At 74.1% G+C, this 22,559-nt stretch carries 27 protein-coding genes and 1 tRNA gene; 13 read left to right on the forward strand and 15 right to left on the reverse strand.

Annotated elements, in window-relative coordinates; all coding sequences use genetic code 11:
* Positions 1–5 precede the first annotated feature (5 nt).
* Positions 6–806: a DinB family protein gene (locus DQ241_RS10345; protein ID WP_113830104.1), complete on the reverse strand. Its 801-nt coding sequence runs from the start codon at positions 804–806 to the stop codon at positions 6–8.
* 39 nt (positions 807–845) lie between these two features.
* Positions 846–1,109, reverse strand: a complete 264-nt coding sequence (locus DQ241_RS10350) for a hypothetical protein (RefSeq protein WP_113830105.1) — start codon at positions 1,107–1,109, stop codon at positions 846–848.
* Positions 1,110–1,240: 131 nt separating this feature from the next.
* Between DQ241_RS10350 and DQ241_RS10355 the strand changes: the two genes are divergently transcribed.
* Positions 1,241–1,447, forward strand: coding sequence for a DUF5703 family protein (locus DQ241_RS10355; protein WP_113830106.1), 207 nt, complete (start codon positions 1,241–1,243; stop codon positions 1,445–1,447).
* On the opposite strand, the gene DQ241_RS10360 is transcribed toward DQ241_RS10355, so the two are convergent.
* Positions 1,440–2,360: a LysR family transcriptional regulator gene (locus DQ241_RS10360; RefSeq protein ID WP_113830107.1), complete on the reverse strand. Its 921-nt coding sequence runs from the start codon at positions 2,358–2,360 to the stop codon at positions 1,440–1,442. The two genes, DQ241_RS10355 and DQ241_RS10360, sit on opposite strands and share 8 nt — an antisense overlap.
* Before the next feature lie 72 nt (positions 2,361–2,432).
* On the opposite strand from DQ241_RS10360, the gene DQ241_RS10365 reads away from it, so the two are divergent.
* On the forward strand, positions 2,433–3,413 hold the full coding sequence (locus DQ241_RS10365; protein WP_113830108.1) for a DMT family transporter: 981 nt from the start codon (positions 2,433–2,435) through the stop codon (positions 3,411–3,413).
* On the opposite strand, the gene DQ241_RS10370 is transcribed toward DQ241_RS10365, so the two are convergent.
* Together DQ241_RS10370 and DQ241_RS10375 are read right to left on the reverse strand one after the other, a co-directional pair.
* On the reverse strand, positions 3,328–4,158 hold the full coding sequence (locus DQ241_RS10370) for a pentapeptide repeat-containing protein (RefSeq protein ID WP_113830109.1): 831 nt from the start codon (positions 4,156–4,158) through the stop codon (positions 3,328–3,330). The genes DQ241_RS10365 and DQ241_RS10370 overlap by 86 nt on opposite strands.
* A 19-nt stretch (positions 4,159–4,177) precedes the next feature.
* Positions 4,178–5,134: an NADPH:quinone oxidoreductase family protein gene (locus DQ241_RS10375; RefSeq protein ID WP_113830110.1), complete on the reverse strand. Its 957-nt coding sequence runs from the start codon at positions 5,132–5,134 to the stop codon at positions 4,178–4,180.
* Between the two features lie 120 nt (positions 5,135–5,254).
* On the opposite strand from DQ241_RS10375, the gene DQ241_RS10380 reads away from it, so the two are divergent.
* Positions 5,255–5,821 (forward strand): class I SAM-dependent methyltransferase, encoded by a 567-nt coding sequence (locus DQ241_RS10380; protein ID WP_113830111.1) that lies wholly within the window; start codon positions 5,255–5,257, stop codon positions 5,819–5,821.
* Here the strand turns inward: DQ241_RS10380 and DQ241_RS10385 are convergent, their stop codons facing one another.
* Both DQ241_RS10385 and DQ241_RS10390 read right to left on the reverse strand, forming a co-directional pair.
* On the reverse strand, positions 5,822–6,625 hold the full coding sequence (locus DQ241_RS10385) for an SDR family oxidoreductase (RefSeq protein ID WP_113830112.1): 804 nt from the start codon (positions 6,623–6,625) through the stop codon (positions 5,822–5,824).
* A 7-nt stretch (positions 6,626–6,632) separates the two neighbouring features.
* Positions 6,633–7,958: a M20/M25/M40 family metallo-hydrolase gene (locus DQ241_RS10390; protein WP_113830113.1), complete on the reverse strand. Its 1,326-nt coding sequence runs from the start codon at positions 7,956–7,958 to the stop codon at positions 6,633–6,635.
* An 89-nt stretch (positions 7,959–8,047) separates the two neighbouring features.
* Between DQ241_RS10390 and DQ241_RS10395 the strand changes: the two genes are divergently transcribed.
* The 4 genes from DQ241_RS10395 (at position 8,048) to DQ241_RS10415 (ending at position 10,830) form a co-directional block, all read left to right on the forward strand.
* Positions 8,048–9,082, forward strand: a complete 1,035-nt coding sequence (locus DQ241_RS10395; RefSeq protein WP_233492360.1) for a diguanylate cyclase — start codon at positions 8,048–8,050, stop codon at positions 9,080–9,082.
* Positions 9,083–9,152: 70 nt separating this feature from the next.
* Positions 9,153–9,237: transfer RNA gene (locus DQ241_RS10400), tRNA-Leu, on the forward strand.
* Between the two features lie 89 nt (positions 9,238–9,326).
* Positions 9,327–9,797 carry a hypothetical protein gene (locus tag DQ241_RS20565; RefSeq protein ID WP_158545908.1) on the forward strand — a complete coding sequence of 157 codons (471 nt, stop codon included), beginning with the start codon at positions 9,327–9,329 and terminating at the stop codon, positions 9,795–9,797.
* Positions 9,790–10,830 carry a site-specific integrase gene (locus DQ241_RS10415; protein ID WP_199584363.1) on the forward strand — a complete coding sequence of 347 codons (1,041 nt, stop codon included), beginning with the start codon at positions 9,790–9,792 and terminating at the stop codon, positions 10,828–10,830. The genes DQ241_RS20565 and DQ241_RS10415 overlap by 8 nt, the downstream gene beginning before the upstream one ends.
* 21 nt (positions 10,831–10,851) lie before the next feature.
* Here DQ241_RS10415 and DQ241_RS10420 read toward each other — a convergent pair whose 3' ends face one another.
* Positions 10,852–11,199 (reverse strand): hypothetical protein, encoded by a 348-nt coding sequence (locus tag DQ241_RS10420; RefSeq protein WP_113830117.1) that lies wholly within the window; start codon positions 11,197–11,199, stop codon positions 10,852–10,854.
* A gap of 85 nt (positions 11,200–11,284) precedes the next feature.
* On the opposite strand from DQ241_RS10420, the gene DQ241_RS10425 reads away from it, so the two are divergent.
* The 4 genes from DQ241_RS10425 to DQ241_RS10440 are packed head-to-tail and all read left to right on the forward strand — an operon-like array spanning position 11,285 to position 14,535.
* On the forward strand, positions 11,285–12,556 hold the full coding sequence (locus tag DQ241_RS10425; protein ID WP_113830118.1) for a replication initiator: 1,272 nt from the start codon (positions 11,285–11,287) through the stop codon (positions 12,554–12,556).
* Positions 12,556–12,876 carry a hypothetical protein gene (locus DQ241_RS10430; RefSeq protein WP_147252356.1) on the forward strand — a complete coding sequence of 107 codons (321 nt, stop codon included), beginning with the start codon at positions 12,556–12,558 and terminating at the stop codon, positions 12,874–12,876. The genes DQ241_RS10425 and DQ241_RS10430 overlap by 1 nt, the downstream gene beginning before the upstream one ends.
* Positions 12,873–13,958, forward strand: coding sequence for an FtsK/SpoIIIE domain-containing protein (locus tag DQ241_RS10435; protein ID WP_113830120.1), 1,086 nt, complete (start codon positions 12,873–12,875; stop codon positions 13,956–13,958). The genes DQ241_RS10430 and DQ241_RS10435 overlap by 4 nt, the downstream gene beginning before the upstream one ends.
* Before the next feature lie 25 nt (positions 13,959–13,983).
* Positions 13,984–14,535, forward strand: a complete 552-nt coding sequence (locus tag DQ241_RS10440; RefSeq protein ID WP_147252357.1) for a hypothetical protein — start codon at positions 13,984–13,986, stop codon at positions 14,533–14,535.
* Positions 14,536–14,685: 150 nt separating this feature from the next.
* On the opposite strand, the gene DQ241_RS10445 is transcribed toward DQ241_RS10440, so the two are convergent.
* From DQ241_RS10445 to DQ241_RS10475, 7 genes are all read right to left on the reverse strand, one after another.
* Positions 14,686–14,979, reverse strand: coding sequence for an MGMT family protein (locus DQ241_RS10445; RefSeq protein WP_199584364.1), 294 nt, complete (start codon positions 14,977–14,979; stop codon positions 14,686–14,688).
* A gap of 5 nt (positions 14,980–14,984) precedes the next feature.
* Positions 14,985–15,809, reverse strand: coding sequence for a DNA alkylation repair protein (locus tag DQ241_RS10450; protein ID WP_147252358.1), 825 nt, complete (start codon positions 15,807–15,809; stop codon positions 14,985–14,987).
* A 14-nt stretch (positions 15,810–15,823) separates the two neighbouring features.
* Entirely contained in the window at positions 15,824–16,177 is a 354-nt protein-coding gene (locus DQ241_RS10455; protein WP_147252359.1) for a hypothetical protein, read from the reverse strand.
* A gap of 48 nt (positions 16,178–16,225) precedes the next feature.
* Positions 16,226–17,020 (reverse strand): SDR family oxidoreductase, encoded by a 795-nt coding sequence (locus DQ241_RS10460; protein WP_113830125.1) that lies wholly within the window; start codon positions 17,018–17,020, stop codon positions 16,226–16,228.
* Between the two features lie 105 nt (positions 17,021–17,125).
* Positions 17,126–17,926, reverse strand: a complete 801-nt coding sequence (locus DQ241_RS10465; protein WP_233492361.1) for an ABC transporter ATP-binding protein — start codon at positions 17,924–17,926, stop codon at positions 17,126–17,128.
* Positions 17,923–18,753, reverse strand: a complete 831-nt coding sequence (locus tag DQ241_RS10470; RefSeq protein ID WP_233492362.1) for an ABC transporter permease — start codon at positions 18,751–18,753, stop codon at positions 17,923–17,925. The genes DQ241_RS10465 and DQ241_RS10470 overlap by 4 nt, the downstream gene beginning before the upstream one ends.
* Positions 18,750–19,604 (reverse strand): ABC transporter substrate-binding protein, encoded by an 855-nt coding sequence (locus DQ241_RS10475; RefSeq protein WP_158545909.1) that lies wholly within the window; start codon positions 19,602–19,604, stop codon positions 18,750–18,752. Before DQ241_RS10475 ends, DQ241_RS10470 begins: the two co-directional genes overlap by 4 nt.
* A 348-nt stretch (positions 19,605–19,952) precedes the next feature.
* On the opposite strand from DQ241_RS10475, the gene DQ241_RS10480 reads away from it, so the two are divergent.
* Positions 19,953–21,023 carry an acetamidase/formamidase family protein gene (locus DQ241_RS10480; RefSeq protein WP_199584366.1) on the forward strand — a complete coding sequence of 357 codons (1,071 nt, stop codon included), beginning with the start codon at positions 19,953–19,955 and terminating at the stop codon, positions 21,021–21,023.
* Positions 21,020–22,537 carry an AtzH-like domain-containing protein gene (locus DQ241_RS10485; RefSeq protein WP_199584368.1) on the forward strand — a complete coding sequence of 506 codons (1,518 nt, stop codon included), beginning with the start codon at positions 21,020–21,022 and terminating at the stop codon, positions 22,535–22,537. The genes DQ241_RS10480 and DQ241_RS10485 overlap by 4 nt, the downstream gene beginning before the upstream one ends.
* The last annotated feature ends 22 nt before the right edge of the window (positions 22,538–22,559 follow it).

Consider the following 22,559-nt stretch of genomic DNA (forward strand, 5'->3'; position numbering starts at 1 on the left):
GAAGCCTAACCACACTCAGGTGTCCGCGGAAGGGGCTGGCGGTGACCATCGCGAGCCTCGAGCACCGCCAGGTCGCGGACGGCGTACCGCCGGTGCTCGCAGTGCTCGTTGAGCACCACGGCCAGTGCGTGCCGGACCGGGATGGGCTCGGGCTCGCCGGCGGGCGCCGGCGTCGCGGTGCGCACCTCGTCCAGCCGGGCCTCGGTCAGCCCGTCCAGCACCCGGCGCACCTGCGCCCGCCGGTCGGCGTGCGCGGCTTCCGCCTCCTCGAACGACGGGCGGGCGTCGCCCGACCCGACGCGAGCCCGCTCCTCCTCCGAGAAGTCGGTCGGCGGCAGCCCCAGCGGGTGCCACGGCGCGGCCGCCCCGTCGACGACCTTCCCGATCCAGGAGTCGACGGCGAAGACGAGGTGGCGCAGCGTCTCGGCGACCGACCACTCGCCGTCCACCCGCTCCTGCCGCAACTCCTCGGGCAGCTGCCGGGCGCGGGCCACCGTCGCGTCCCAGAGCTGCTCGAGGGTCGCCCACATCGCGCGGTGGTCCTCCGCCGTCCGGACCGCCCGCAGCTGCACCCGCTCGGGGTGCCGCCGGTCGAGCTCGTCGCGGACGAAGCCGGAGACGTCGACGTCGTCGACCAGCACCCGGCCTGCCGAGCCGTCGAAGCCGTCCACCCGGAGGCCGTCGACCCACGAGCTGACGATCCGCGCGCCGCTGAGGTCGCAGTCGCGGAAGGTGGCGCCGGCGAGGTCGGCGACGGCGAAGGTGGCCCCGCGGAAGGCGGCGGTGCGCTCGTGGTGCTGCGGCATCGCGCCAGTCTGCTGGCGGCCGCACCCCGGGGGAAGCGGTCAGTCCTCCTGGAGATCGTCCTCCACCGGCACGTCGAGCTCCTGCTCCAGGACGTCGGCCTCGTTCGCATCGCGGTCGCCGACCGGCCCCCGGGGCCCGCCCGCCTCACCGGGACGGGCGGCCAGCTGCTGCTCGAGCGCGTCGGCCTCCGGCACGCCGTCACCGGGAGCGGCGGCGTCCCCGGCGAGGGAGACGGCGGGCGGGTCGAGCAGGGCCTCCTGCTCGGCGCGATCGGCGTCGTTCGCGGTACCGGGTTCGGTCACGTCGTCCTCCGTCGGTAGCGGTTCGGGTCCGGTCCCATCCTGCCGCCCGGAGCGGGCTCCGGCAGACCGGCCGGTGTGATGCGGGGAACGACCACGTGACCGATCGTCGACGGAGAGGCACAATCGGGCCGATGGAGGCGCCTGCCGGGGAGTACGAGTTCGCGCCGCTGCGGATCCCACCGGGCACGTCCCGGTCCGCGGCGGCGACCATGCTGAGCCTGCAGGCCGACGTCGGCGGATGGGAGCTGGCCCGGCTGCAGCTGCACGCCGACGGCACGCGCAAGGTGATCATGCGCCGGCGCGCGCGGCTGTCCTACCTGCCCAAGCCGGTCATCTAGCCACCGGGTCGAGCTGCCCGGCGCGGGCGAGCTCGGAGCCCAGGTCGCGCAGGATCGCGACCACCTCCTCGACGGCCGGGCGCGGCGTCGCCTCGACCCGCTGCACCACGGAGATGCGCCGTGCCGCCCGGATGCCCGCCAGCGGCACGCGCACCAGCGGTCGCGCGAGCCGGACGAACCGGGGCATCAGGGCGACGCCGACACCCGCGGCGACCAGCTCCTCGGTGACCCGGAAGTCGATCACCCGCTGGACGACGTGCGGGGAGAAGCCGCCGGCCTTCGCCATGCCGCCGAGCACGTCGTCGATCATCCAGCCCTCCGCGACGGAGATCCACGGGTCCTGGGCCAGGTCGTCGAGCGCCACGGCATCCCGCCCGGCCAGCGGGTGGTCCGGGGGCAGCAGCACGTCCAGCGGCTCCCGGAGCAGCTCGGTGGACCGCAGCCGCGCGGTGCCCACGGGCCGGTCGCGCTCGTCCTGGTGCACCACGACCAGGTCGACGTCGGCGAGCATCGCCTGCACCTCGCCGACCGGCCGGTCGGGATCGCGGCCGCTGACGCCGATCCCCCGCGTCGCGGCCCGGGTGATGAGCTCGGGCAGCAGCATCGCCGCGCCGGTGGGGAACAGCGCGATCCGCACCGTGCCGCGGGGTCCGCTGCGGTAGGCGGCCATCTCCTCGTCGGCGGCGGCGAGCGCGGCGAGCACGTCGTCGGTGCGCCGGACCAGCGCCCGCCCCGCGTCGGTGAGGCGCACACCTCTGCCGGACCGCTCCAGCAGCGGCACCCCGGCCTCCCGGGCGAGCACCTTCAGCTGCTGGCTCACCGCCGACGGCGTCAGGACCGCGGCCTCCGCCGCGGCGGTGATCGATCCGCGGTCGGCCACCTCGCGCAGCAGGCGTAGCCGCTCCACGTCCATGAAGCAACGCTACACAGTCGATGCAGATGTCATCGCTTGTCACGAACCGTCACGGGACGCAGGCTCGGGCACGTGACTGCAGGGAACGGGGCGCCGGCGGGCCGGGGCGTGGATCTGGCGCTGCTGGCGGTGGCGGTCGCCTGGGGGTCGAGCTACCTGGCGGCCAAGTCGTCCACTCCCCCGGATGCGGTCTTCGCCGTCATCGCCCTGCGGTTCGCCATCGCCGTGCTGGCGATGGTCCTCCTCCTGGCCCCCCGGCTGCGCGGGCTGACCCGGCAGGAGCTGGGCGTGGGGGCCGTGCTCGGCGCCGTCCTGGCGCTGATCTTCGCGCTCGAGACGTACGGCGTGACCCGGACGTCGGCGGCGAACGCCGGGCTCATCATCTCCCTGACCATCCTCATGACGCCGCTGCTGCAGGGCTGGGTGACCGGCCGGGTGCTGCCTTCGACCTTCTTCCTGGCCGCGGGCACCGCGGTCGCCGGCGTCGTGCTGCTCACCCAGGCCGACGGGTTCCGGGCACCCGGCGCCGGCGACGTCCTCGTCCTGCTGGCGGCGGCGGTCCGGGCGGTGCACGTGGTGGCGATCGCCGGTCTCACCCGGGGCCGGCAGCTGGACTCCGGCCGGCTCACGCTGGTGCAGCTCGGCACGGTGCTGCTGCTCTGCACGGGGGCGTCGGCGGTGTCCGGGCCCGCCCCGTGGTCGGTGGCCGCCGCCCTGCCGGCGGGCGACTGGCTGCTGCTGGGGTACCTGGCGCTGGCCTGCACGGTGCTCGCCTTCGCCGTCCAGACGTGGGCGGTCCGCAGGACCTCGCCGGCCCGCGTGAGCCTGCTGCTCGGGACGGAGCCGCTGTGGGCGTTCGCCGTCGCGCTGTCGTTCTCCGGTCAGCCGTGGCGGCCGGTCGCGCTGGCCGGGGGCGTCCTCGTGCTGGCCGGGGTGACGTGGGGCCGGGCGGTGGAGGCCGGCGCCGCTACGCCCAGTGCGCCGGCGGGTGCACCGCCGCGGGGAGCCGGGTGGCGGCGTCGCCCCTGGCGGCCTCGACCTGCGGCCGGGTGAGGAACAGCACCCGGCTCAGGTCGGTGCCGCGGACGTCGGCGACGCGGAGGTCGGCTCCCAGCAGGTCGGCGGGCCCGAGGTCGACCCCGCGCAGGTCGGCGCCGATCAGGTAGGCGCCGCGCAACGACGCCGCCCGCAGGTCCACCCGCCGCAGGTCCCGCCCCATCAGGTCCGCGCCGCGCCGGTCCTTCGCGCGGGCCGGTGCCCCTGCGCGGACCCGGTCGCTCACCCGGCCGAGCAGCTCCCCCACCCGGGCGCGCAGGTCGCCCACGTCGAGAGCCCCGAGCTCGTCGGCCGTCCCGGCCGCCAGGCGCTCGACCTCCTCGCGGGCCGCCGCCACCTCGGCCGCCAGCGCCCGTGCCTCGGGCCGCTCGGCCGCCTCCGCGAGGTACCAGAGCACCTCGTGCAGCTGCCGCACGACGGGCAGGACGGCGAACTGCGCCGCTGCGATCTCCGGCGCCTCCCGCCAGCTGCGCCCGCCGAAGGTGCCCTGGGTGATCCGCTGCCCGGCGCCGAAGCAGTCGAACACCGTGCAGCCCGGGAAGCCCCGCTCGCGCAGCCGCGCGTGGATGCCGCACCGGAAGTCCTCGCCCAGGTGCCGGCAGGGCGTGCCGGCGGGCTTGTCGATGGCGAAGTCCGCCGACGCGGCGAAGGCCGGCGCGACGCAGCACAGCCCGGCGCAGCGGGAGCAGTCGGCCCGCAGCTCCGCGCGCGGGTCGACGACGGGGAGCTGCGGGCCGGGCACGACGCACCAGCCTAGGCGGCTACGGGACGAGGACGACCTTGCCCACCGTGTCGCGGGAGGCCAGGCGGGCCAGCGCCGCGGGCGCCTGGTCCAGCGGCAGCACCTCGCCGACCAGCGGGTCGACCGAGCCCTCGGCGACCAGCCGGGTGAGCTGCTCGTGCACCTCGCCGAAGATGGCAGGCTCGTGCTTGCGGTAGAGGCCCCAGTGCAGGCCGACGACGCTGTAGTTCTTCACCAGCAGGTGGTTGGCCTTGGCCTCGGGGATCCGGCCGCTGGTGAACCCGACGACGACCAGCCGCCCCTCGAACGCGATGCACTTGGTGCTCTTGTCGAACACGTCGCCGCCGACCGGGTCGTAGACGACGTCGGCGCCGTGGCCGCCGGTGACCTCCTTGACGACCGGCACGAAGTCCTCGCTCGTGTAGTCGACGACGACGTCGGCGCCGAGCTCCCGGCACACCTCGGTCTTGCGCGGCCCGCCCGCGGTGGCGATGACCTTGGCGCCGGCCGCCTTGCCCAGCTGGATCGCCGCCGTCCCGACGCCGCCGGCCCCCGCGTGGACCAGCAGCCACTCCCCGGCCTGCAGGTGCGCGCGGCGGTGCAGGCCGACGTAGCCGGTCTGGTAGGTCAGGTAGAGCGAGGCGGCCTTCTCGTCCGACAGCCCCTCGGGGGCGGGGAAGGCGGCGGCCTCGTCCATGAGCACGTACTCGGCGAACGCTCCCGGGCCGCCGGCGGGCGAGCCGATGACCCGCTGGCCGGTGCCCACGACCTCCCCGCACAGCTCGACGCCCGGGGTGAACGGCAACGGCGGCTTCTCCTGGTACATCCCCATCGCCATGAGGACGTCGGGGAAGTTGAGCGCCGCCGCCCGCACCTTCACCAGCACCTGGCCCGGCCCTGGAGTGGGCTGCTCGACCTCGTCGAAGCTCATCACCTTCGAGGGGTCGCCGAGTTCGTGTACCCGCCATGCACGCATGCCCGCGACCCTGCCAGACGCCTCGTGACCGCCGTCACCCGGTCCGGTGGGTTCGCGCCCGCGGCGGCTCCCGTGCCAGTGTTCGGGGGACGACTTCCCGCCCCTCGGACGGATGGACGCATGATCCGACCCCTGACCGACCGGCTGCGCTTCCTCGCGGCCTTCCTCGCCCACCCCCGCCAGGTGGGTGCGGTGCTGCCGACCTCCCGGACGGCGGTGCGCGGGATGCTCGACCTCGCCGACGTGCCCGGCGCCCGCCTGGTCGTCGAGCTCGGCGCGGGCACCGGCAGCCAGACCGCCGAGGTCCTCGCCCGGCTGGCACCGGACGCCCGGCTGGTCTCGGTGGAGATCGACCCGAAGCTGGCCAAGGTGCTGGAGAACCGGTTCGACGACCCCCGCCTGCAGGTGGTGGTCGGCTCGGCCGAGCAGCTCGCCGACCACCTGGGCGGGCAGGCCGCCGACGTCATCGTCTCCGCGCTGCCCTACACGTCGCTGGAGCCGGGGCTGCGCGGCCGCATCCTCGACGTCCTCCCCCGCTGCCTGGCGCCGGACGGCGACGTCGTCGTCATCCAGTACTCGCCGCTGATGCTGGGCGAGCTGCGGGCGCGGTTCCGCGACGTGCGCTGGCGGGTCACCCCGTGGAACGTGCCGCCGGCGTTCCTGATCGGTTGCCGCGGACCGCGCTGATCAGCGCATGCCCGGCGGGCGCAGCGCCTCCGGGACGACCGCGGTCTCGCCGCTCCCGGTGCGCGCGGCCGGCACGCCCTTGAACTTGTAGGGCACCGTGCCGACACCGGGCTGGATGACGTAGGCCGCGCCCGGCTCGGCCGAGGTCCAGGCCATCACCATCGCGTCGGCGACCTCGTCGGCCGACAGCACGGGGAAGTTCGCCGCCGTGAACTGGTCGCGGATGCGGTCGATGATGGCGGTGTCGGCGAAGCCGGGGCAGAGCGCGCTGATCGTCGTCCCCTCGGCGGCCAGCCGCGGCGCCATCGAGCGGACGAAGGCGATCGCGCCCCCCTTGGCGACGCTGTAGCCCGGGTCACCGGCCATCGGGGAGAGCCCGGCCAGGGAGGCGGTGACCACGATCGCCCCGCCGCCGGCCCGCTTGATCGCCGGGCGGGCGGCGACCGCGCCGTAGACCACGCCGAACAGGTCGATGTCGACGACGCGCAGGAACTCGTCGAGGTCCAGCACGTCGTCGCTCTTGGCCGCGGAGATCCCGGCGTTGAGGTAGGCGGCGTCGAGCCGGCCGTGCTCGGCCTCCACCTGGGCGACGACGGCCTCGTTGGCCGCGCGGTCGGTGACGTCGAGGACGACGAACGGGCAGCCGAGGTCGGCGGCCACCGAGCGGTTGCGCTCGCTGTCGAGGTCGGCGAGGACCGGGGTGACGTCGAGCGCCTTCAGCTTGGCGGCGAGGGCGCGGCCGAAGCCACCGGTCCCCCCGGTGATGAGAGCGACGGATCCGGCGGCGGGTGTGGGGGTCGTCACTCCCCCATCATGCAGAGCGCAGGAAACGGTCGAGCACCCGGATGCCGAACTTCAGCGACTCGACGGGCACCCGCTCGTCGATGCCGTGAAAGAGCGAGGCGAAGTCCAGGTCGGCGGGCAGCCGCAGCGGCGAGAAGCCGAAGCAGCGCATGCCCAGGCGCTGGAAGCTCTTGGCGTCGGTGCCGCCGCTCATGGTGAACGGCACCGGGCGGGCGCCGTCGTCCTCGGCCTGGAGCGCGGTGACCATCTGGTCGACCAGCGGGCCGTCGAACGTCGTCTCCACCGCCTGGTCGTGCACCAGCCACTCGCGCTGCACGCCCTCGCCGATGAGGCTCGCCAGCTGCCGCTCGAACTCCTCCTCCTGGCCGTAGAGGAAGCGGCCGTCGACGGTGGCGCTCGCGGTGCCGGGGATGACGTTGGCCTTGTAGCCGGCGTCGAGCATCGTGGGGTTGGCGGTGTTGCGCAGCGCCGCGCCGATCATCCGGCTGATGCTGCCCAGCCGGGCCAGGGCCAGCTCGGGCTCGGCCGGGTCGATCTCGATGCCGTAGGCGTCCTCGACCGCGGCGAGGAACGCGCGCATCGGCGGGGTGAGGGTGAGCGGGAACCGGTGGCTGCCGATGCGGGCCACCGCCTCGCACAGCCGGGTGACGGCGTTGTCGTCGTGCACGAAGGAGCCGTGACCGGGCTTCCCGCCGGCGGTCAGCCGCATCCAGGCCAGCCCCTTCTCGGCGGTCTGCACGAGGTAGAGGCGCAGGTCGTCGCGGACGGTGATGCTGAAACCGCCGACCTCGCTGATCGCCTCGGTGCAGCCCTCGAAGAGGTCGGGGTGCTCGTCGACCAGGTGGTGCGCGCCGAGCGTGCCGCCGGCCTCCTCGTCGGCGACGAAGGCCAGCACGATGTCGCGGTCGGGCTGCACGCCGGTGCGGGCCCAGTCGCGCACCAGCGCCAGCACCATCGCGTCCATGTCCTTCATGTCGACCGCGCCCCGGCCCCAGACGTAGCCGTCCCGCTCCTCCCCGGAGAACGGGTGCACGCTCCACTCGGCCGGATCCGCGGGCACGACGTCGAGGTGCCCGTGGACGAGCAGCGCGGGGCGGCTGCGGTCACGGCCCGGGACGCGGGCGACCAGGCTGGCCCGGCCCGGCTCGGACTCGTGGATCTCGCTCTCGATGCCGGCGTCGGCGAGCTTGCAGGCCACCCACTCCGCGGCCTTGCGCTCCCCCGCGCTGGTGGCGGTCGCACCGGTGTTGGTGGTGTCGATGCGGATGAGGTCGGACAGGAGCTCGGCCACCTCGTCCTGGGCGCCGGCGAGCGGGGCGGGGGTCTCGGCCATGGCCCGATCGTGCCGCACCTGGGCGCGCCGTGCCCCGGTCGGGTGAACCGGCCCTGTTCCGTCTGCCTGTGACGGCCGATGATCGGAGCGTGACGGTCGTGCGCGCGCTGCGAGCCCGGGACTTCCGAGCTGCCGCGCACAGCGCCGCCCTCATCCTGCTGGTCAGCGCGGTGGTGCTGAGCCTGCTGCCGCTGTTCGCCGTGCCGGTCGGCGGTCCCGTCGCGCAGGCGGTCCACTGGACCGGCGTCGTCACGATCCTCGGCGCCGCGCTCGCCTGCCGGGTGCTGCGCCCGGAATTCCTCGACCGCTGGGCGGTCTGCACGGTGCTGGCGCTGGCCGGCGTCGGGCTCATCGGCACCCTCAACGTGCTGACCGAGGACACCTCGGCCGGGTCCCAGGCGTTCTACGCCCTGCCGGTGCTGTGGGTGGCGTTCCACCTCCGCGCCACCGCGGTCGCCCTGGTGACGGCGTCGGCCGTCGCCGTCAACACGCTCGCCCTCCTGGCCCTGCTGCCGACGGCCAAGGCGCTCACCGACGCCACCTTCTTCGGCGCCGTGCTGATCGTCATCGCCGCGCTGCTCGTCCGGGCCAACCGGATGCAGGAACGGCTCGTGGACGCGCTCCAGCGCCAGCTGACCGTCGACTCCCTGACCGGCCTGGCCACCCGGAGGGCCTTCGACGAGGCGCTCGAGACGGCGATCAACCGCCCGGTCCCCGGCGGGACGGCGCTGGTGCTCATCGACGTCGACTCGTTCAAGTGGATCAACGACACCCACGGCCACCCGGTCGGCGACGACGTCCTCGTGCACCTGGCCCGCGTGCTGCGCGGGCGGATCCGGGCCGAGGACGCCGTCCTGTCCCGGCTGGGCGGTGACGAACTCGCCGTGCTGATGCCCGGGTGCGGCCGCGAGGTCGCCGCCCGCCGGGCCGAGGAGCTGCTCGACGCCGTGCGCGGCGAGCCGCTGGCCCTGGCGGACGGCACGCTCGTGGCGCTGTCGATCAGCCTCGGCGTGGCGCACCTGCCCCGCTACTCCCGCGACCGGCGCGGGCTCTACACCTCCGCCGACGCGGCGCTGTACGAGGCCAAGCGCGGGGGTCGCGGCCGGGTCGCCCTCGCCGTCTGAGGGACCGTGCCGGCCGGCCGGGGGGTGCGTGATCGCCGCCGGGCCGTCGGGTAGTCTTCTGCTCGCACTCGTCCGGGTGGCGGAATGGCAGACGCGCTAGCTTGAGGTGCTAGTGCCCTTTATCGGGCGTGGGGGTTCAAGTCCCCCCTCGGACACTCCTCACGGGGGAGCTTCCCCAGCACTACGTGACGCAGCTCACGCGAATCCGGCTGCGCTCACGATTTCGTCCGGCACCTGTCTTGAGGTGCCAACCCCCTCCGGCCTGATTCGGGCCAAGCAGACCGAGCGGCTGGTCGCCGCGCTCATCCCGCCGACCACCGCTCCGACCGTCGCCGTCCCTGACGCCGCCGCGACGGTCCTGCCGCTTCCGGCGCTGGCTCCGGTCCAGCCCGCGCGGTTCCTTCACCGCACCGCCCTGCTCGATGACCACGGCCGCGTGCGGGAGGCGACTCTCTTCGCCCTCCTCGGCTGGAAGCCCGAGCAGGCCGTGGAGGTCATCGAGCACGGTGCCGGCCTGCTCGTGCGTGCCACACCCGACGGCTCGGTCGTCCTCGACTCGAAGGGCCGCGTGCGCGTTCCGGACGCCTTGCGGAAGTTCCGCGGCTGGGCCGCCGGTGAGGTGCTGCTGCTGTCGGCCTCCTCCGCCGCCGGCGTCCTCGTTCTCTCCTCCACGGCCCTCCTCGACTCCCTGGTGGTGCTCGATGCCTGTGCCTGACTCCCTCACCCCCGACGACCTCGCGGCCCTGCTGGCCGACCCGACCGCGGCCGGGGTCATCAAGGCGCTCGCGGCCGGCCTCGGACTCCAGCCGGCCGCAGCCGCGACGGTCCCCACGGTCCGCGAGTACGCGCCGACGGTGCTCGCTGCGGCTACGCCCGGCACTCGCCGGACGTACTCGACGTACTGGAACCTCCTGGTCCGCGAGCACGGGGACGACCGCATCACCGAGGTGACCACGAGCAAGCTGCGCGCCCTGGCCCAATCGGCGCGCGCCAACGCCGTGCGACGCCGCAACGGCCAGAGCGGGGCCAGCGCCGAGGAGAACTGCGTCGCGGCCCTGCGCGCGTTCTTCCGCTGCGCGGTCGAGGACAAGTACCTCACCGACAACCCGGCCGCCGCCGTCCGGAAGCCGGTGCGCCCACCGAGCCAGCGCCGGGCGCTCACCGAGCAGGAGTTCCGCGAACTGGACGAGGTCACCCGCACCGGCGGCAACGACCCCGTGCTCGACACGCTCCTGCTGCGCTTCCACGCGGAGACCGGCGCGCGGCGGGGCGGCGCGCTCGCTCTCAGCCTGGCCGACCTCGACGAGCCCCGGCTGTGCGTGCGCCTGCGCGAGAAGGGCGGCAAGGCTCGCTGGCAGCCGGTCAGCCCCACCCTGTTCGCAGCCCTCGTCGAGCACGCCGCCGCCCGCGGTGCCCGGGACCCGGAGGAGCAGGTCTTCCGCTACCGACCGCGTCGCGGCGAGGAGAAGGGCGCGCCCCTCACCCGCCGTCGGTACAACACCCTGGCCGACCGCTGGCAGCGGTCGCTGCCCTGGGCCGCGCAGTACGGCGTCAGCCCGCACTGGCTGCGGCACACCGCGCTCACGGCCGCCGAGCGGGTGGGCGGCTCCTACGGCATCGCCCGCGCCTACGCCGGCCACGCCGAGCCGGCCGACGCGACGACCACCTACATCAAGGCCCAGGTGGGCGACGTGGCTCGGGTGCTGGCCGCCATCACCGGCGAGCCGCACCCCCTCGCGTCCTCCTGAGTCGAGGCAGGCGGTGGTGGGTCATCCCCGGCGCTGTGGGCGGTTTGGCAGCGCCCAAAGCGGTACCCACCCCGCCTCGCCGCGAGCGGCACGGTCGTGTGCTTCGGCGTTGTCCGCGGCCACGTTCTCCGCGAGGCTCCAGACGGCTTGCTCCCACTCCTCGCGCTCGACGGGAACGCCGACGCCGACGCCGTGACCGAGGAGAAGCAACGTCCACTCGTCGGGCGTGCCGGGGTCTCCGAGCGGCTCCAAGCGAGCCCTTCCCGCCAGCTCTACAGCCATGTCCGCAGGGCAGCCGACGTCTCGAAGAGCGGCCGCCAGTGCCGCACTCATCCACGGCTCGAAGCTGAGGCTCTGGTCAGCGGGCACCCCGGGACGGTAGCGACCGGACGGCCGACAAGGCGGGACCCGACGGCTCCTGGCCGAGTGACGAGGCCGCCGGACGGTCCCGGCGGTGACCGCCACCGAACGCCTCCACAGCAGCACCCACGGCCCCTGCGCCCGGCCCGTCCAACTGGCCGGCACCGAGTTCGATGCCTCGACCGGTGAGAGGCTCGGCCGCAAGACCGTCGAGCGCCGCTGCGGCAGCCGGCTCGCCTCCCAGTGCCCGTCCTGCTCCGCGCTCTACGCCGCCGACGCCCGAGCGCTCATCCGTGCCGGGCTCACCGACCCCGACACGGGTCGGCCACTGCCCGCCACCTTCGTCACCCTCACCGCTCCGGGAGCAAGCGTCTTCGGCCAGGTCCACTCCCAGCGGCGCAGCGGCGGCAAGCGGGGCAAGGTCCGCACCTGCCGCTGCGGTCGGCGGCACCGCGACGGCGACCCGCTCCTCGGCTTGCCGCTGGACGAGGCGAGCTACCGCTACGACCTCGCGGCCGCCTACAACGCCGCCGCCGGCCGCCTCGCGGCCGTCACCTGGCAGAAGCTCGGCCGCGTCCTGGGCGAGCGTCTCCGCGTGGTCCGCGTGATGGAGTACCAGGCGCGCGGCCTGGTCCACGTCCACGCCCTCGTCATCGGCACCGTCTCCCAGGCCGACCTCGACCTCGTCGTCTCCGGCGGCACCAACCCCCGCACCGGCCGGCGCATCGCGCCGGTCCGGCACGGCCGGTGGAACTGGGGACCGCGCTGCCACGCCCGCCCGGTCCGGACCGGCCACGCCGACCGGCTGGGGGCCTACATGAGCAAGGTGACCGCCTACGCGGTCAAGGCAGCGGGTGAGGACCGGCCCAGCGGCGGATTCGCCGAGAAGATGGCCCGAGCCGGAGCCGCCGCCTGCCGGTGCTCTCACCCGCGCCCCGACTGCTGCGACGGCGAGCGCACCAGCATCCTGACCGCAGCTGACGGCAACCCGGTCACCGTCGTCTGGCAGTCCCGGCCGTCGCAGGTCCCCTGCCGCCGGCACAAGCTGGCCCGTCGCGGCTGGGGCTACCGAGGTCACGTCTTCGCGTCCTCCCGGAACTGGGGCACCACCTTCGGCGAACTGCGCGCGAAGCGCGCGGCGTGGGCCGCCGGCCGGCAGGCCGGCGCGTCTACGCCCACGGTCGTGCTCTGGGAGCCCCCGCAGTACCGCACCGACCGCCCAGGACCAGGCGCAGCCTGGTCCCTTGATTCCGTAAGGAAAGTCGTCACACCAGGACCCACCGGGACGGCTACTGGCACGGACGGACGAGCTCCGGACGGTGCCCAGTGGCCGGCGACCGCCGGCCCCGACCCCCGGAGGCCCTGATGCTCCTTCCCATCGACACCGCTCCCCTGCGCTTCCTGCTCACCGGCGAACCGACCGCCGTCCTCGACTACGAGACCCGCCTGCCTCGCACCGACGCGGCTGGTCGGCCGCTGCTCCGGGTGCCCGTGGTCGTCACCGGCACCGGTGAGAAGCGCGCGCCGGCGGTCGAGGTGACCGTCCCCGGGCCGCTCCCCGAGGTCGAGCTGGGCAGCCTCGTCGCCTTCACCGGGCTCGCGCTGCGCACCTGGTCGGTCCCTGGCACCGACGGCCGTGAGCGCAGCGGGACCAGCCTGCGCGCCGACGCGATGGACCTCGTGTGAGCCTGCTCCTGCGCGGGCTCTCTCGGGTGGCCTCTCCGCAGCTCCTCTGGCCCACCGCCGCCCGGGAGGTCGGGTTGCTCGGCACCCGCGCCGTCGGCTGCCGCCCCACAGCTCTCGGCTGGGCACTCACGCTGCGCCTCCGCCCGCCGGCCACCGCGACCGTCCTCGACGCCTACGTGGAGCCGCTGGCCACCGCCTTCGGCGTTGCCCGCGTCCGGGTCGCCGCCGACCCGTTCAGAGCCGACCGTGCGACGGTCGCACTGGACCTGCGGCCATCGCTGGGAGCCGTCGCCTACCCCGATGACAGCCGCCTGGTCTGGCTGCCTCGGGTGAGCGCCACCCCGGTTCCGCTCGGCATCGACGAGGACGGCGAGGAGGTCCGCCTGCCGCTGTACGGGTCGAGCCTGCTCGTCGCCGGCAGCCCGGGCTCCGGGAAGTCCACGGCGCTGCGCACGGTGCTGGCCGGACTCGCCGGCCAGCGCGACACCGCCCTGGTCGGCATCGACCCCAAGCGAGTCGAGCTGACGCCCTGGCGGGACCGGTTCAGCGCCCTGGTTGTCGGCAACGAGGCCGAGCCGACCCTCCGCCTGCTCCGGGACCTGGTCGCTGAGGTCCAGCACCGCGCCACCCGGCTCGCGGACCAGGGCCTCGTCGCCGTCCACCCTGACGCGGAGACACCCGCGCTGGTGCTCGTGGTGGACGAGTGGGCCGAGCTGGCGGCCGACGGGACGAGCAAGCAGCGCGCCGAGGCGCACGACCTGCTGCGCCGCTTCGTCTCGCTCGGGCGCGCGGTCGGCTGCTCCGCCGTCCTGGCCACCCAGCGACCGACCAGCGACACCGTGGACACCGGCACCCGAGCGCTGCTGGCACACCGCCTGGCCCTCCGCTGCGGCGACCGCTGGCAGTCCGAGGCCATCCTCGGCCAGGGCAACGACCAGGCGGCGCGCATCCCGTTGTCCTCGCCCGGCTGGGGGCTGCTCGCCAGTGGCCCGGACCTGCGTGGGGTCCAGGTCTACGACCTCGACCCGTCGCGGATTCCGCAGCAGCAGTGCCGCGCGCTGGCCGTGCCGTCGCCGTGGTGAGCTCGTTGCCGGTGATACTGCGGCCGTGACTGAGGCACGCGCGACGCTGCGACTCGAGCCCGCCGTCGTGACCCGGGTGTTCCACGACGGCAACATCACGCGTCACCCCGAGTCGCACTTCCTCGACCTCGTGGTCAGTGGCCAGTCGCTGAGGCAGGTCACCGCAACGCCGGGGCCGGAGCTCGTGACCGAGCTGAACCGGCCGTGGCTGCCCGGGGTACCGGACGCCGTGGCGACGTTCCTCGGCCGGCGTCCGGGCGAGTTCCTCGCACCAGGCCGCATCCCACTCCTGGTCTGCGCCGTGGACGGTGACCTCGGCTGCGGAGCGCTCACCGCGGCCCTCGACGTGGGAGCTGCCGAGGTCACCTGGTCGGACCTCCTGTGGGAGGACGGCATCGTCGAACCCCGGCCGGTGGAGCACCTCGCCCAGGCGCTCACCTTCGACCGAGCTGACTACGAAGCCGCCTTCGCAGGCGCCTACGAGCGGGTGGCCGCGTTCCCCTACGACGAGCTGGCCCACCACGGCCGCCGGTTCCTCTGGCCCTGGCAGTGGGGGTGGAAGCTGCCTCGCGACTGACGGCCCGCCGCCTCTACAGTCCTCCGCACAGGAGGTGTCCACCGTGGAGAACACGACCACGGGGAACCTTCCCCACGTAGAGGACACAAGTCCCCCCTCGGACACCACGAAGTGGTCGCGGAAGACGTCGCGGCCCACGTCAGGGACCGCTCACGGCGTCGTGGGGGTCCACGACGCCCGCGCGAGGTCAACGCGCACGTCCTCGCCGGGGTCCAGCAACGCAGTGGATTCCTCGAGGAACTGCGCGAGTGCCTCCTGGGCCGCGCCCCTGACCGGCCGCCCCATCGCATCGACGACGCGCCACCACGGCACGTCGTGACCGCCGCTGCGCAGGACCTGCCCGACGGCGCGCGCCCCCGTCCCGGCCGCCTCCGCGACATCGCCGTAGGTCATCACGTGCCCGCTGGGAATCGAGGACACGATGCGCAGGACCCGCTCGGCCACGTCGTTCACGATGTCGCCCCCTGCTGCCGTCGTGGACCGGGTGTCCCCTGGAGCGCTCGTCGCTCTCGGCGGGCGTCGTCGTCACCGTCCTCGTCCGCGGGCGCCCTTCCCAGGACGAACTCCCGCGGTGGGGAGAGGACCCCGTTCGCCTGCACGGTGACGGAGTGCGCCCCCGGGTAGTAGGTCCGGGTGGTGATGGGGCGGAAGGAGTGGGTCTTCGTGACGACGGTGCTGCCGCCGGCGGCGATGTGTCGTGACCCGAGCTTGAAGGTCTTCGCGCTCACCGACCCGTTGGCGCGTCGGAATCCGATGGAGTAGTCGATCGCCACGGTCGCGTCCGTCTCCCCGTCGTTCGTGACGACGGCCGTGAACGTGAGGTCCCCGCTCCAGGGAACGACATCCGCGGGGATGCGCGGTCGGCCTACGTGCAGCCTGTCCCCGGTGAACCCCACGAGCGCCAGCGCGGTGGGATCGGCCCGCTTGATCAGGGTCCTCAGGCCGTGCCGGAGCAGCCAGGGGGTGGTGGCGTCCGGGTCGCCGGCCCACGCGGCGGCGGCTTCCGTGACGACGGAGGGATCGACGCGACTGAGGTCGTTGAGGTGGTTGGCGACCGAGCGCCGCACGTACTCCGCCGGGTCGCGGTAGGTGGCGTCGAGGATGCTTCGTGTCGCCCGGGGATGGGCGAGCAGCCACGGCACCCGTCTGGCCCAGGGCAGGTACGCGCGGGACCCTTCGGTGGCCAGTCGCCGCACGTGCTCGCTGTCGTGCGCCGTCCAGGTCCGCATGATGCGCAGACCGCGCTCGGGTCGCGCGTTCAGCAGGTGGCGCACGGCGAACTCACCCGTCAGCCCCACGGTGAGCCGGCCAGGAGTGCCATGGCGGCGTCGAAGTCCCGCGTCGACCCGCTGTCGAGTGCTCGTGCGGCGATGAACTCCGTGGTAGGCCAGATCATCCACCCGTCGAACCGCGGCTCCTCCAGCACGTCGAGCACCAGGCGCTCGGCGGCGGCGAACCCCGCCGGGACGTCGTCGAGGAGAGCATCGCGGACGACGTCCACCCGCTGCCGGAGCCGGGCACCCCGCACCGCACCTTCCGCCCGGACCAGAGCGGCGAAGTCGCTGGTGGGCGCGACCGCTTCCAACGCGGCCCGCAGCCGTGCGACGACGACCGGGCTGATCAGCTCGTCCATGGCTCCCACGGCAGTTCCTCTCCCTCCGACGACGTCCGGCGGTCGATGCTCGGCGGTCTAGATCGTCGGGACGGTGCCGCCGTCGATCACGTACTCCGCACCCACGATCGCCGACGCCTGGTCGGACACCAGGAAGGCCGCGAGTTCGGCGATCTCCTCCGTTCTCGCGAAACGGCCGAGCGGTACTCCGCCGAGGGACTCGAGGATCTTCTCCTTCGCCCCCTCCCGGCTCAGGCCGTTCCCTTCGGCGATGCGGTCCACGAACCGCTCGTAGGCCTCGGTCTCGATCCCACCAGGACTGATCGCGTTGACCCGCACGCCGTGCGGCGCGAGTTCGTTCGCCAGCCCCTTGCTGTAGGTGCGCAACGCGGCCTTGGCGGCCGCGTACGCGAGAGATGCGTCGTACTGCGGCAGCTGCCGCTGGATGGACGTGAAGTGGAGGACGACGCCGTACCCGGACCGGATCATCGCGGGCAGCAGCGCCCGATCGAGCCGCACGGCCCCCAGGAAGTTGAGGTTGAGCTCGATCATCCACTGCTCGTCCGTGATCTTGCGGAATCCTCCGGACGGCGTCGACGCGCCTCCCACGACGTGCACGAGGATGTCGACGCCCCCCGCCTCCTCGAGGCGCGAGGCGACGAGCGCTGTGCCCTCGGCAGTGGAGGTGTCGGACGCGATGAAGCGGTCCGGGAACTCGTACCCGTCGGGCATCGTCCGGGCCGTCACGTAGACGTCGGCGCCCAGATCGCGAAGCCGTTCGGCCACGGCCTTGCCCGATCCCTTCGACCCGCCGGTGACGAGCGCCCTCCGCCCGTCCAGCCGCCCGGGCTGCGCTCTCGTCCGTCCGCTCATGCACCGACCGTGCGGCCTCTCGGGACGGGAGTGTCAAGCACGGGACCCTCCCCCTGGGGGAGGGTCCCGGCTCTCGGAGGGCCCGTCGTGTCCGGGCTGAGCCGGTCAGCCGGCGTGGACCCGTTCGGAGATCTGGCGCTCGAGGGCGTTGAAATCGGCCGCGTTCACGTCCCGGTCCTCCCCCAGCAGCACCGGGACGACGTCGCTGATGTGCCCGGGCACCCCCTTGGCGGCGCCGCCGGTCATCACCACGACCCGATCGGCGAGGTACACCGCCTCCTCGATGGAGTGGGTCACGAAGACGACGGTGGTACCGGCCTCGCGGTAGAGCCGGCGCAGCTCGTGCTGCATCTGCGTCCTCGTGAGCGCGTCGAGGGCACCGAACGGCTCGTCCATCAGCAGCACCGCCGGGTCGTTGGCGAGCACCCGAGCGATGGCCACGCGCTGCTGCATACCGCCCGAGAGCTCTCCCGGGAACCGGTCGGCGAAGCGGGTCAGGCCCACGACCTCGATGAACGCATCGGCGATCTGCCCCGCCCTGCGGCGGGGCGTCCCCCGCTGCCGCAGCCCGAACCGGACGTTCTCGGCCACCGTCAGCCAGGGGAACAGCCCGTAGTCCTGGAACACCACCCCCCGGTCCGGGCCGGGGCCCGTGACGGGCCGGCCGCCCACCTCGACCCTCCCCCGGGTGGGCGCCTCGAAGCCGGCCAGGATCCGGAGCAGGGTGCTCTTCCCGCAGCCGCTCGCGCCGACGACGGCGACGAACTCCCCCGGCGCGATGTCGAGGGACACCCCGGCCACCGCGTCCACTCCCCCGGCCCCGCCGTACCTCTTGCCGAGGTCGTCGACGAGCACCCGGCCACCCTCGGTGTGGCGGGTGAGACGGGACAGGTCGGGCGCGCTCACGTGGACCTCACCAGGGGACGACGACGGAAGATGCCCTTGAGGCCGTGTACCAGGATGCGGTCGGAGAGGAAGCCGGCGAGCCCGATCACGATCATCCCCACGACGACGCGGTCGGTGCGGACCTGTTCGCGGGCCAGGGTGATCATGCTGCCCAGGCCCCACTCGATGCCGTTGCTCTCGCCGAGCACGAGGATCACCCAGGCGAGGCCGAGGCCGATCCGCAGCCCGCTGACGATGCCGGGGGTCGACGCGGGGACGATCACCTTGAGCAGCACGTTGGCCCGCGAGGTGCCGAGCATCTGCGCCGCCTCGACCAACCGGGGCGGCACCTCCCGAACCGCCCCCACGGTGTTGAGCAGGATCGGGAAGAAGGCCGAGAGCGTGATCAGGAAGATCGTCGCCTGGCTGCCGAACCCGATGATCAGCAGGACGAGGGGCACCCATGCGGTCGCCGGGATGGGGCGGAACAGGTTCACCGCAGGGTCGAACGCCGCGTGCACCAGCCGGTAGCGGCCCATCAGCACGCCCAACGGGATCGCCAGCGCCGCCGCCAGGCCGAAGCCGGCGAGCACGCGGCCGGTGCTGGCCCACAGGTGCTGCCACAGGGTGCCGCTGAACGCGTCGTCGAAGACCCCGCCGAACGCGAAGTCCCAGAGCAGGCGAGCGACCTCGACGGGCTCGGGCAGGAAGCCCATCTTGATGTCGAAGACGAGCACCCACTGACCGCGCACCCCGAGGTGCCACAGGCCGACGATGCCGACCAGGACGCCGAAACCCAGTGCTGCCCGGCCCGCCGCGGCCGACCGGCCGCTGGTCGGGGACGTCACGACCCTGCGGGCTCGTCGCGCGACGCGAAGGACGCGTCCACGACGTCCTCGAGCGCCGGAGCCTGCGCGATCATGCCGAGGCGGGCCATCTGGGCGGCGAGGTTGCCGATCTGCTCCTCGTAGGTCGGCGAGAGGTCGGCGCGGAGCCAGAAGTTCTCCAGCGCGCTCTCGAGGACAGCCTGGTCGCCGCCGTACTCCTCGATCATCTCCGGGAGCCACTCGTCCTGGTTGTCGGCCATGTAGGCGGTGGTCGCGGCGTGGGTGTCCACCACGGCCTGCACGAGGTCGGGGTCCTCCTCGATCATCGCGCCGGTGGTGAGCAGGGCGATGTTGAGCCGGCCGATCTCGGTCGAGTACGGGTCGGCGATCGCATGCCCGCCGGCGCCCAGCGCGAGGGACACGCCGATCTCGGGTGCGGCGAAGGCGTCGATCTGGCCGGTGCTGAACGCGTTGAAGAACTCCGGCGCGCTGAGGGACACCAGCTCCACGTCATCGACGTCCACGCCCTCGCGCTCGAGGATGAGCCGCAGGCCGACCAGCTGGGAGCTGGACTCGAGGTACCCCATGCGCTTGCCGACCAGGTCCCGCACGGACTCGATGCCCGGGCCGCCGATGATGCCGCTGCCGCCGTCTGCGGCGGCGGCGACGATGCGCACGTCCCGGCCGGTGGCAGCGCCGGCGATCGACGCCGTGATGCTGCCGACCGCGAAGTCCACCGAGCCGCTGGCGAGCGCGTCGTTGAGCGCCGGCGCCGTCTCGAGCGCGACCACCTCGAACTCGACATCGCCTTCGGCGTGCTCCGCGTACAGGTACGGCGCGTAGAAGTGCGGCTGGCCCCGCAAGGTGCCCACCGTGACGACCTGCGCTTCCCCGCTGCCGTCCCCGCTGGTGTCCGTGCTGGCGCCCGTCGACGTGCACGCCGCCGTCGCCGCCACCAGGGCGAGTGACGCGAGGGCGCTGACGGATCGACGGAGAAGGGGCGAGGGCTGCGACGCATTTGGCATGCGCCGATGTTCGGGGGCGCATGTTGCGCCGTTGTAGCCCGGACATTTCCCGACGGGGCATCACGCACTTCGCCGGGTGTGCTCCTCGTCGCACACCGCCGCCGAGACGGCGTGCAACGGGACGGAGGTCACAGACGTGCCGGTCCGCCGCAGCGCGGAACACGGCTGAAACCTCGGTTCCGTAGCTTCCCGCCGGTGATCCCACCCGTGCTCCAGCCTGGGAGCGGCCCGATCCCCGCCGGTACGTACCTCCCCGCCACCCCGGACGCGGTGCTGTGGGGCCGGCTGCCCTGCGCGGCGGACTCCCCGCTGCTCACCGTCGCCGCCGGCTCCGAGGTCACCGTCGACACCGTGAGCCACGAGGGGATCCTGGAGGACCAGGGTCGCGACCCCGTGACCTGGTTCGGCCGGCACGGCGTCACCGAGGTGCTCGAGGACGCCGTCGCCCTGGCCAAGAGCGACGACCCGCATCGCTTCGGCGTCGACGGGCCGCACGTCGTCACCCGGCCGATCGCCGTCGACGGGGCCCGCGTCGGCGACCTGCTGGCGATCACCCTCCTCGACGCCACGCCACGGGTGCCGTACGGCGTCATCTCCAACCGGCACGGCCGCGGCGCGCTGCCCGGCGAGTACCCGGGCGAGGGCATGCCGCTGTTCAGCGCCTTCGCGGGCGTGGACGGCGACGGCACGCACGGTCTCCTCCCGCTCGTCGACGGCGGCGAGCGCACCGTGCGGTTCCCGCTGCGCCCCTTCCTGGGGATCATGGGCGTGGCCGTCCCCGGCGCCCAGCGGCCGCACTCGGTGCCGCCGGGCCCGCACGGCGGCAACCTGGACATCTCCCTGCTGACGGCCGGGAGCACGCTGTACCTGCCGGTGCAGGTCGACGGCGCCCTCGCCTACGTCGGCGATCCGCACTTCGCGCAGGGCGACGGCGAGGTCAGCCTCACCGCCATGGAGGGCAGCCTGCGGGCCACGGTCCGGCTGGACGTGGTCGCCCGCGAGGAGGCGCTGCAGCGGTTCGGCGAGCTCGCCGGTCCGCTCGCCGAGACCACGGAGCTCCTCGTCCCCACGGGGTTGGACGAGGACCTCGACACCGCCGTGCAGAACTGCGTGCGCGCCGCGATCGCGCTCCTGCAGGCCCGGTTCGGGATGGACCGGCGGCTGGCCTACGCCTACCTCTCCGCTGCGACCGACTTCCGGATCAGCCAGGTGGTCGACGTCGTCAAGGGAGTGCACGCCACGATCCGGAAGGCGGACTTCGCGTGAGCCGCCCCGCCACGCCGCCCGGGCTGCTCGACGCGGTCGCCGCCTACGAGACCGCTCTGATGGCCGACGACGTCGCCGTCCTCGACCGGTTGTTCGCGCCGGGGCCGGCGACGCTGCGCGCCGACGCCGACGGCGTCCTGGTCGGGCACGACGAGATCGCCGCCTTCCGCGCCGGACGCGGCGGTGCGCCGCGGCGCACCATCGCGCAGCTCCACGTCCAGGTGGTCGACGCCGACCACGCCCTCGTCGTCGCGGTCACCGACCTGGCCCGCGGCGGCCGGGGGCTGCAGACGCAGCTCTGGGCGCGGTCCCCCGCGGTGGCCGAGCACGGGGGCTGGCAGGTCACCGCGGCCCACGTCTCGGTGCCGCCCCCGGCACTGGACACGCGGATCTGGCGAGTCGTCGGCGACCCGCTCGTCCCGCCCACGGGAGAGGGGCCGCTGACCGGGCAGAACGTCGCCGTCAAGGACCTGTACGCCGTCGCCGGGCACCCCGTCGGCGCCGGCAACCCGGCGTGGCTGGCCCAGGCCGCCCCGGAGCCGCAGCACGCCGCCGCCGTCGGCCGGTTGCTGGACGCGGGCGCCTCGGTGCGCGGCATCGCGCGCACCGACGAGCTGGCCTACTCGCTGGCCGGCACCAACCCGCACTACGGCACGCCGCCGAACGCGCGGGCGGAGCACCGTGTCCCCGGAGGCTCCTCGAACGGCAGCGCCAGCGCGGTGGGCCTGGGCCACGCCTCCATCGGCCTGGGCACCGACACCGGCGGCTCCATCCGCGTGCCGGCCGCCTACCAGGGGCTCTTCGGCATCCGCACCACCCACGGCGCGGTCGACCGGACCGGCCTGGTGCCGCTGGCGCCGGACTTCGACGCGGTGGGCTGGGTGACCCGGTCCGCGGATCTGCTCCGGTCGGTCGGCGACGAGCTCCTCCCACCCGGCTCCCCCGGCGGCACCGACCGGCTGGTCCAGGTGCCGGACCTGCTCCGCCTGGCCGAGCCCGACGTGGCGCAGGCCCTGCGCGGGTGGCTGGCCGCGGCCGGCGCGACGGAGCTCGACGTGCGCCTCCCCGAGCTCGACGAGTGGCGCGCCGCCTTCCAGACGTGGCAGGCATTCCAGGCCTGGCAGGCGCACGGTGGTTGGCTCGACGGCCGGCTGGACGTGCTGGGCCCGGACGTGCGCTCGCGGTTCCGGCACGCGGCGGGGGTCGACGCCGACACGGCCGGCCGCGCGCGCGCGGTGCTGGACCGGGCCGCGGATCAGGTGCGCGACGTGGTCGGCGACCGGATCCTCGTGCTGCCGAGCGCCCCGTCGGTCGCGCCACCCACCGCCACCGGCAGCACCCTCGAGGACCGCACCGCCACCATGCGGCTGACCTGCCTCGCCGGGCTGGCGGGCCTGCCGGCGGTCAGCATCCCCACCACGACGGCCGCCGGGTTGCCGGCCGGGGTCTGCCTGGTCGCGGCGGCCGGCCGCGACCGGGACCTGCTCGCCCTCGCCGAGGACACGCAAACCTGAAACGGACGCAACGCGGCTGAAA

This window comes from Blastococcus sp. TF02A-30, assembly GCF_003319185.1.
Lineage (GTDB): Bacteria > Actinomycetota > Actinomycetes > Mycobacteriales > Geodermatophilaceae > Blastococcus.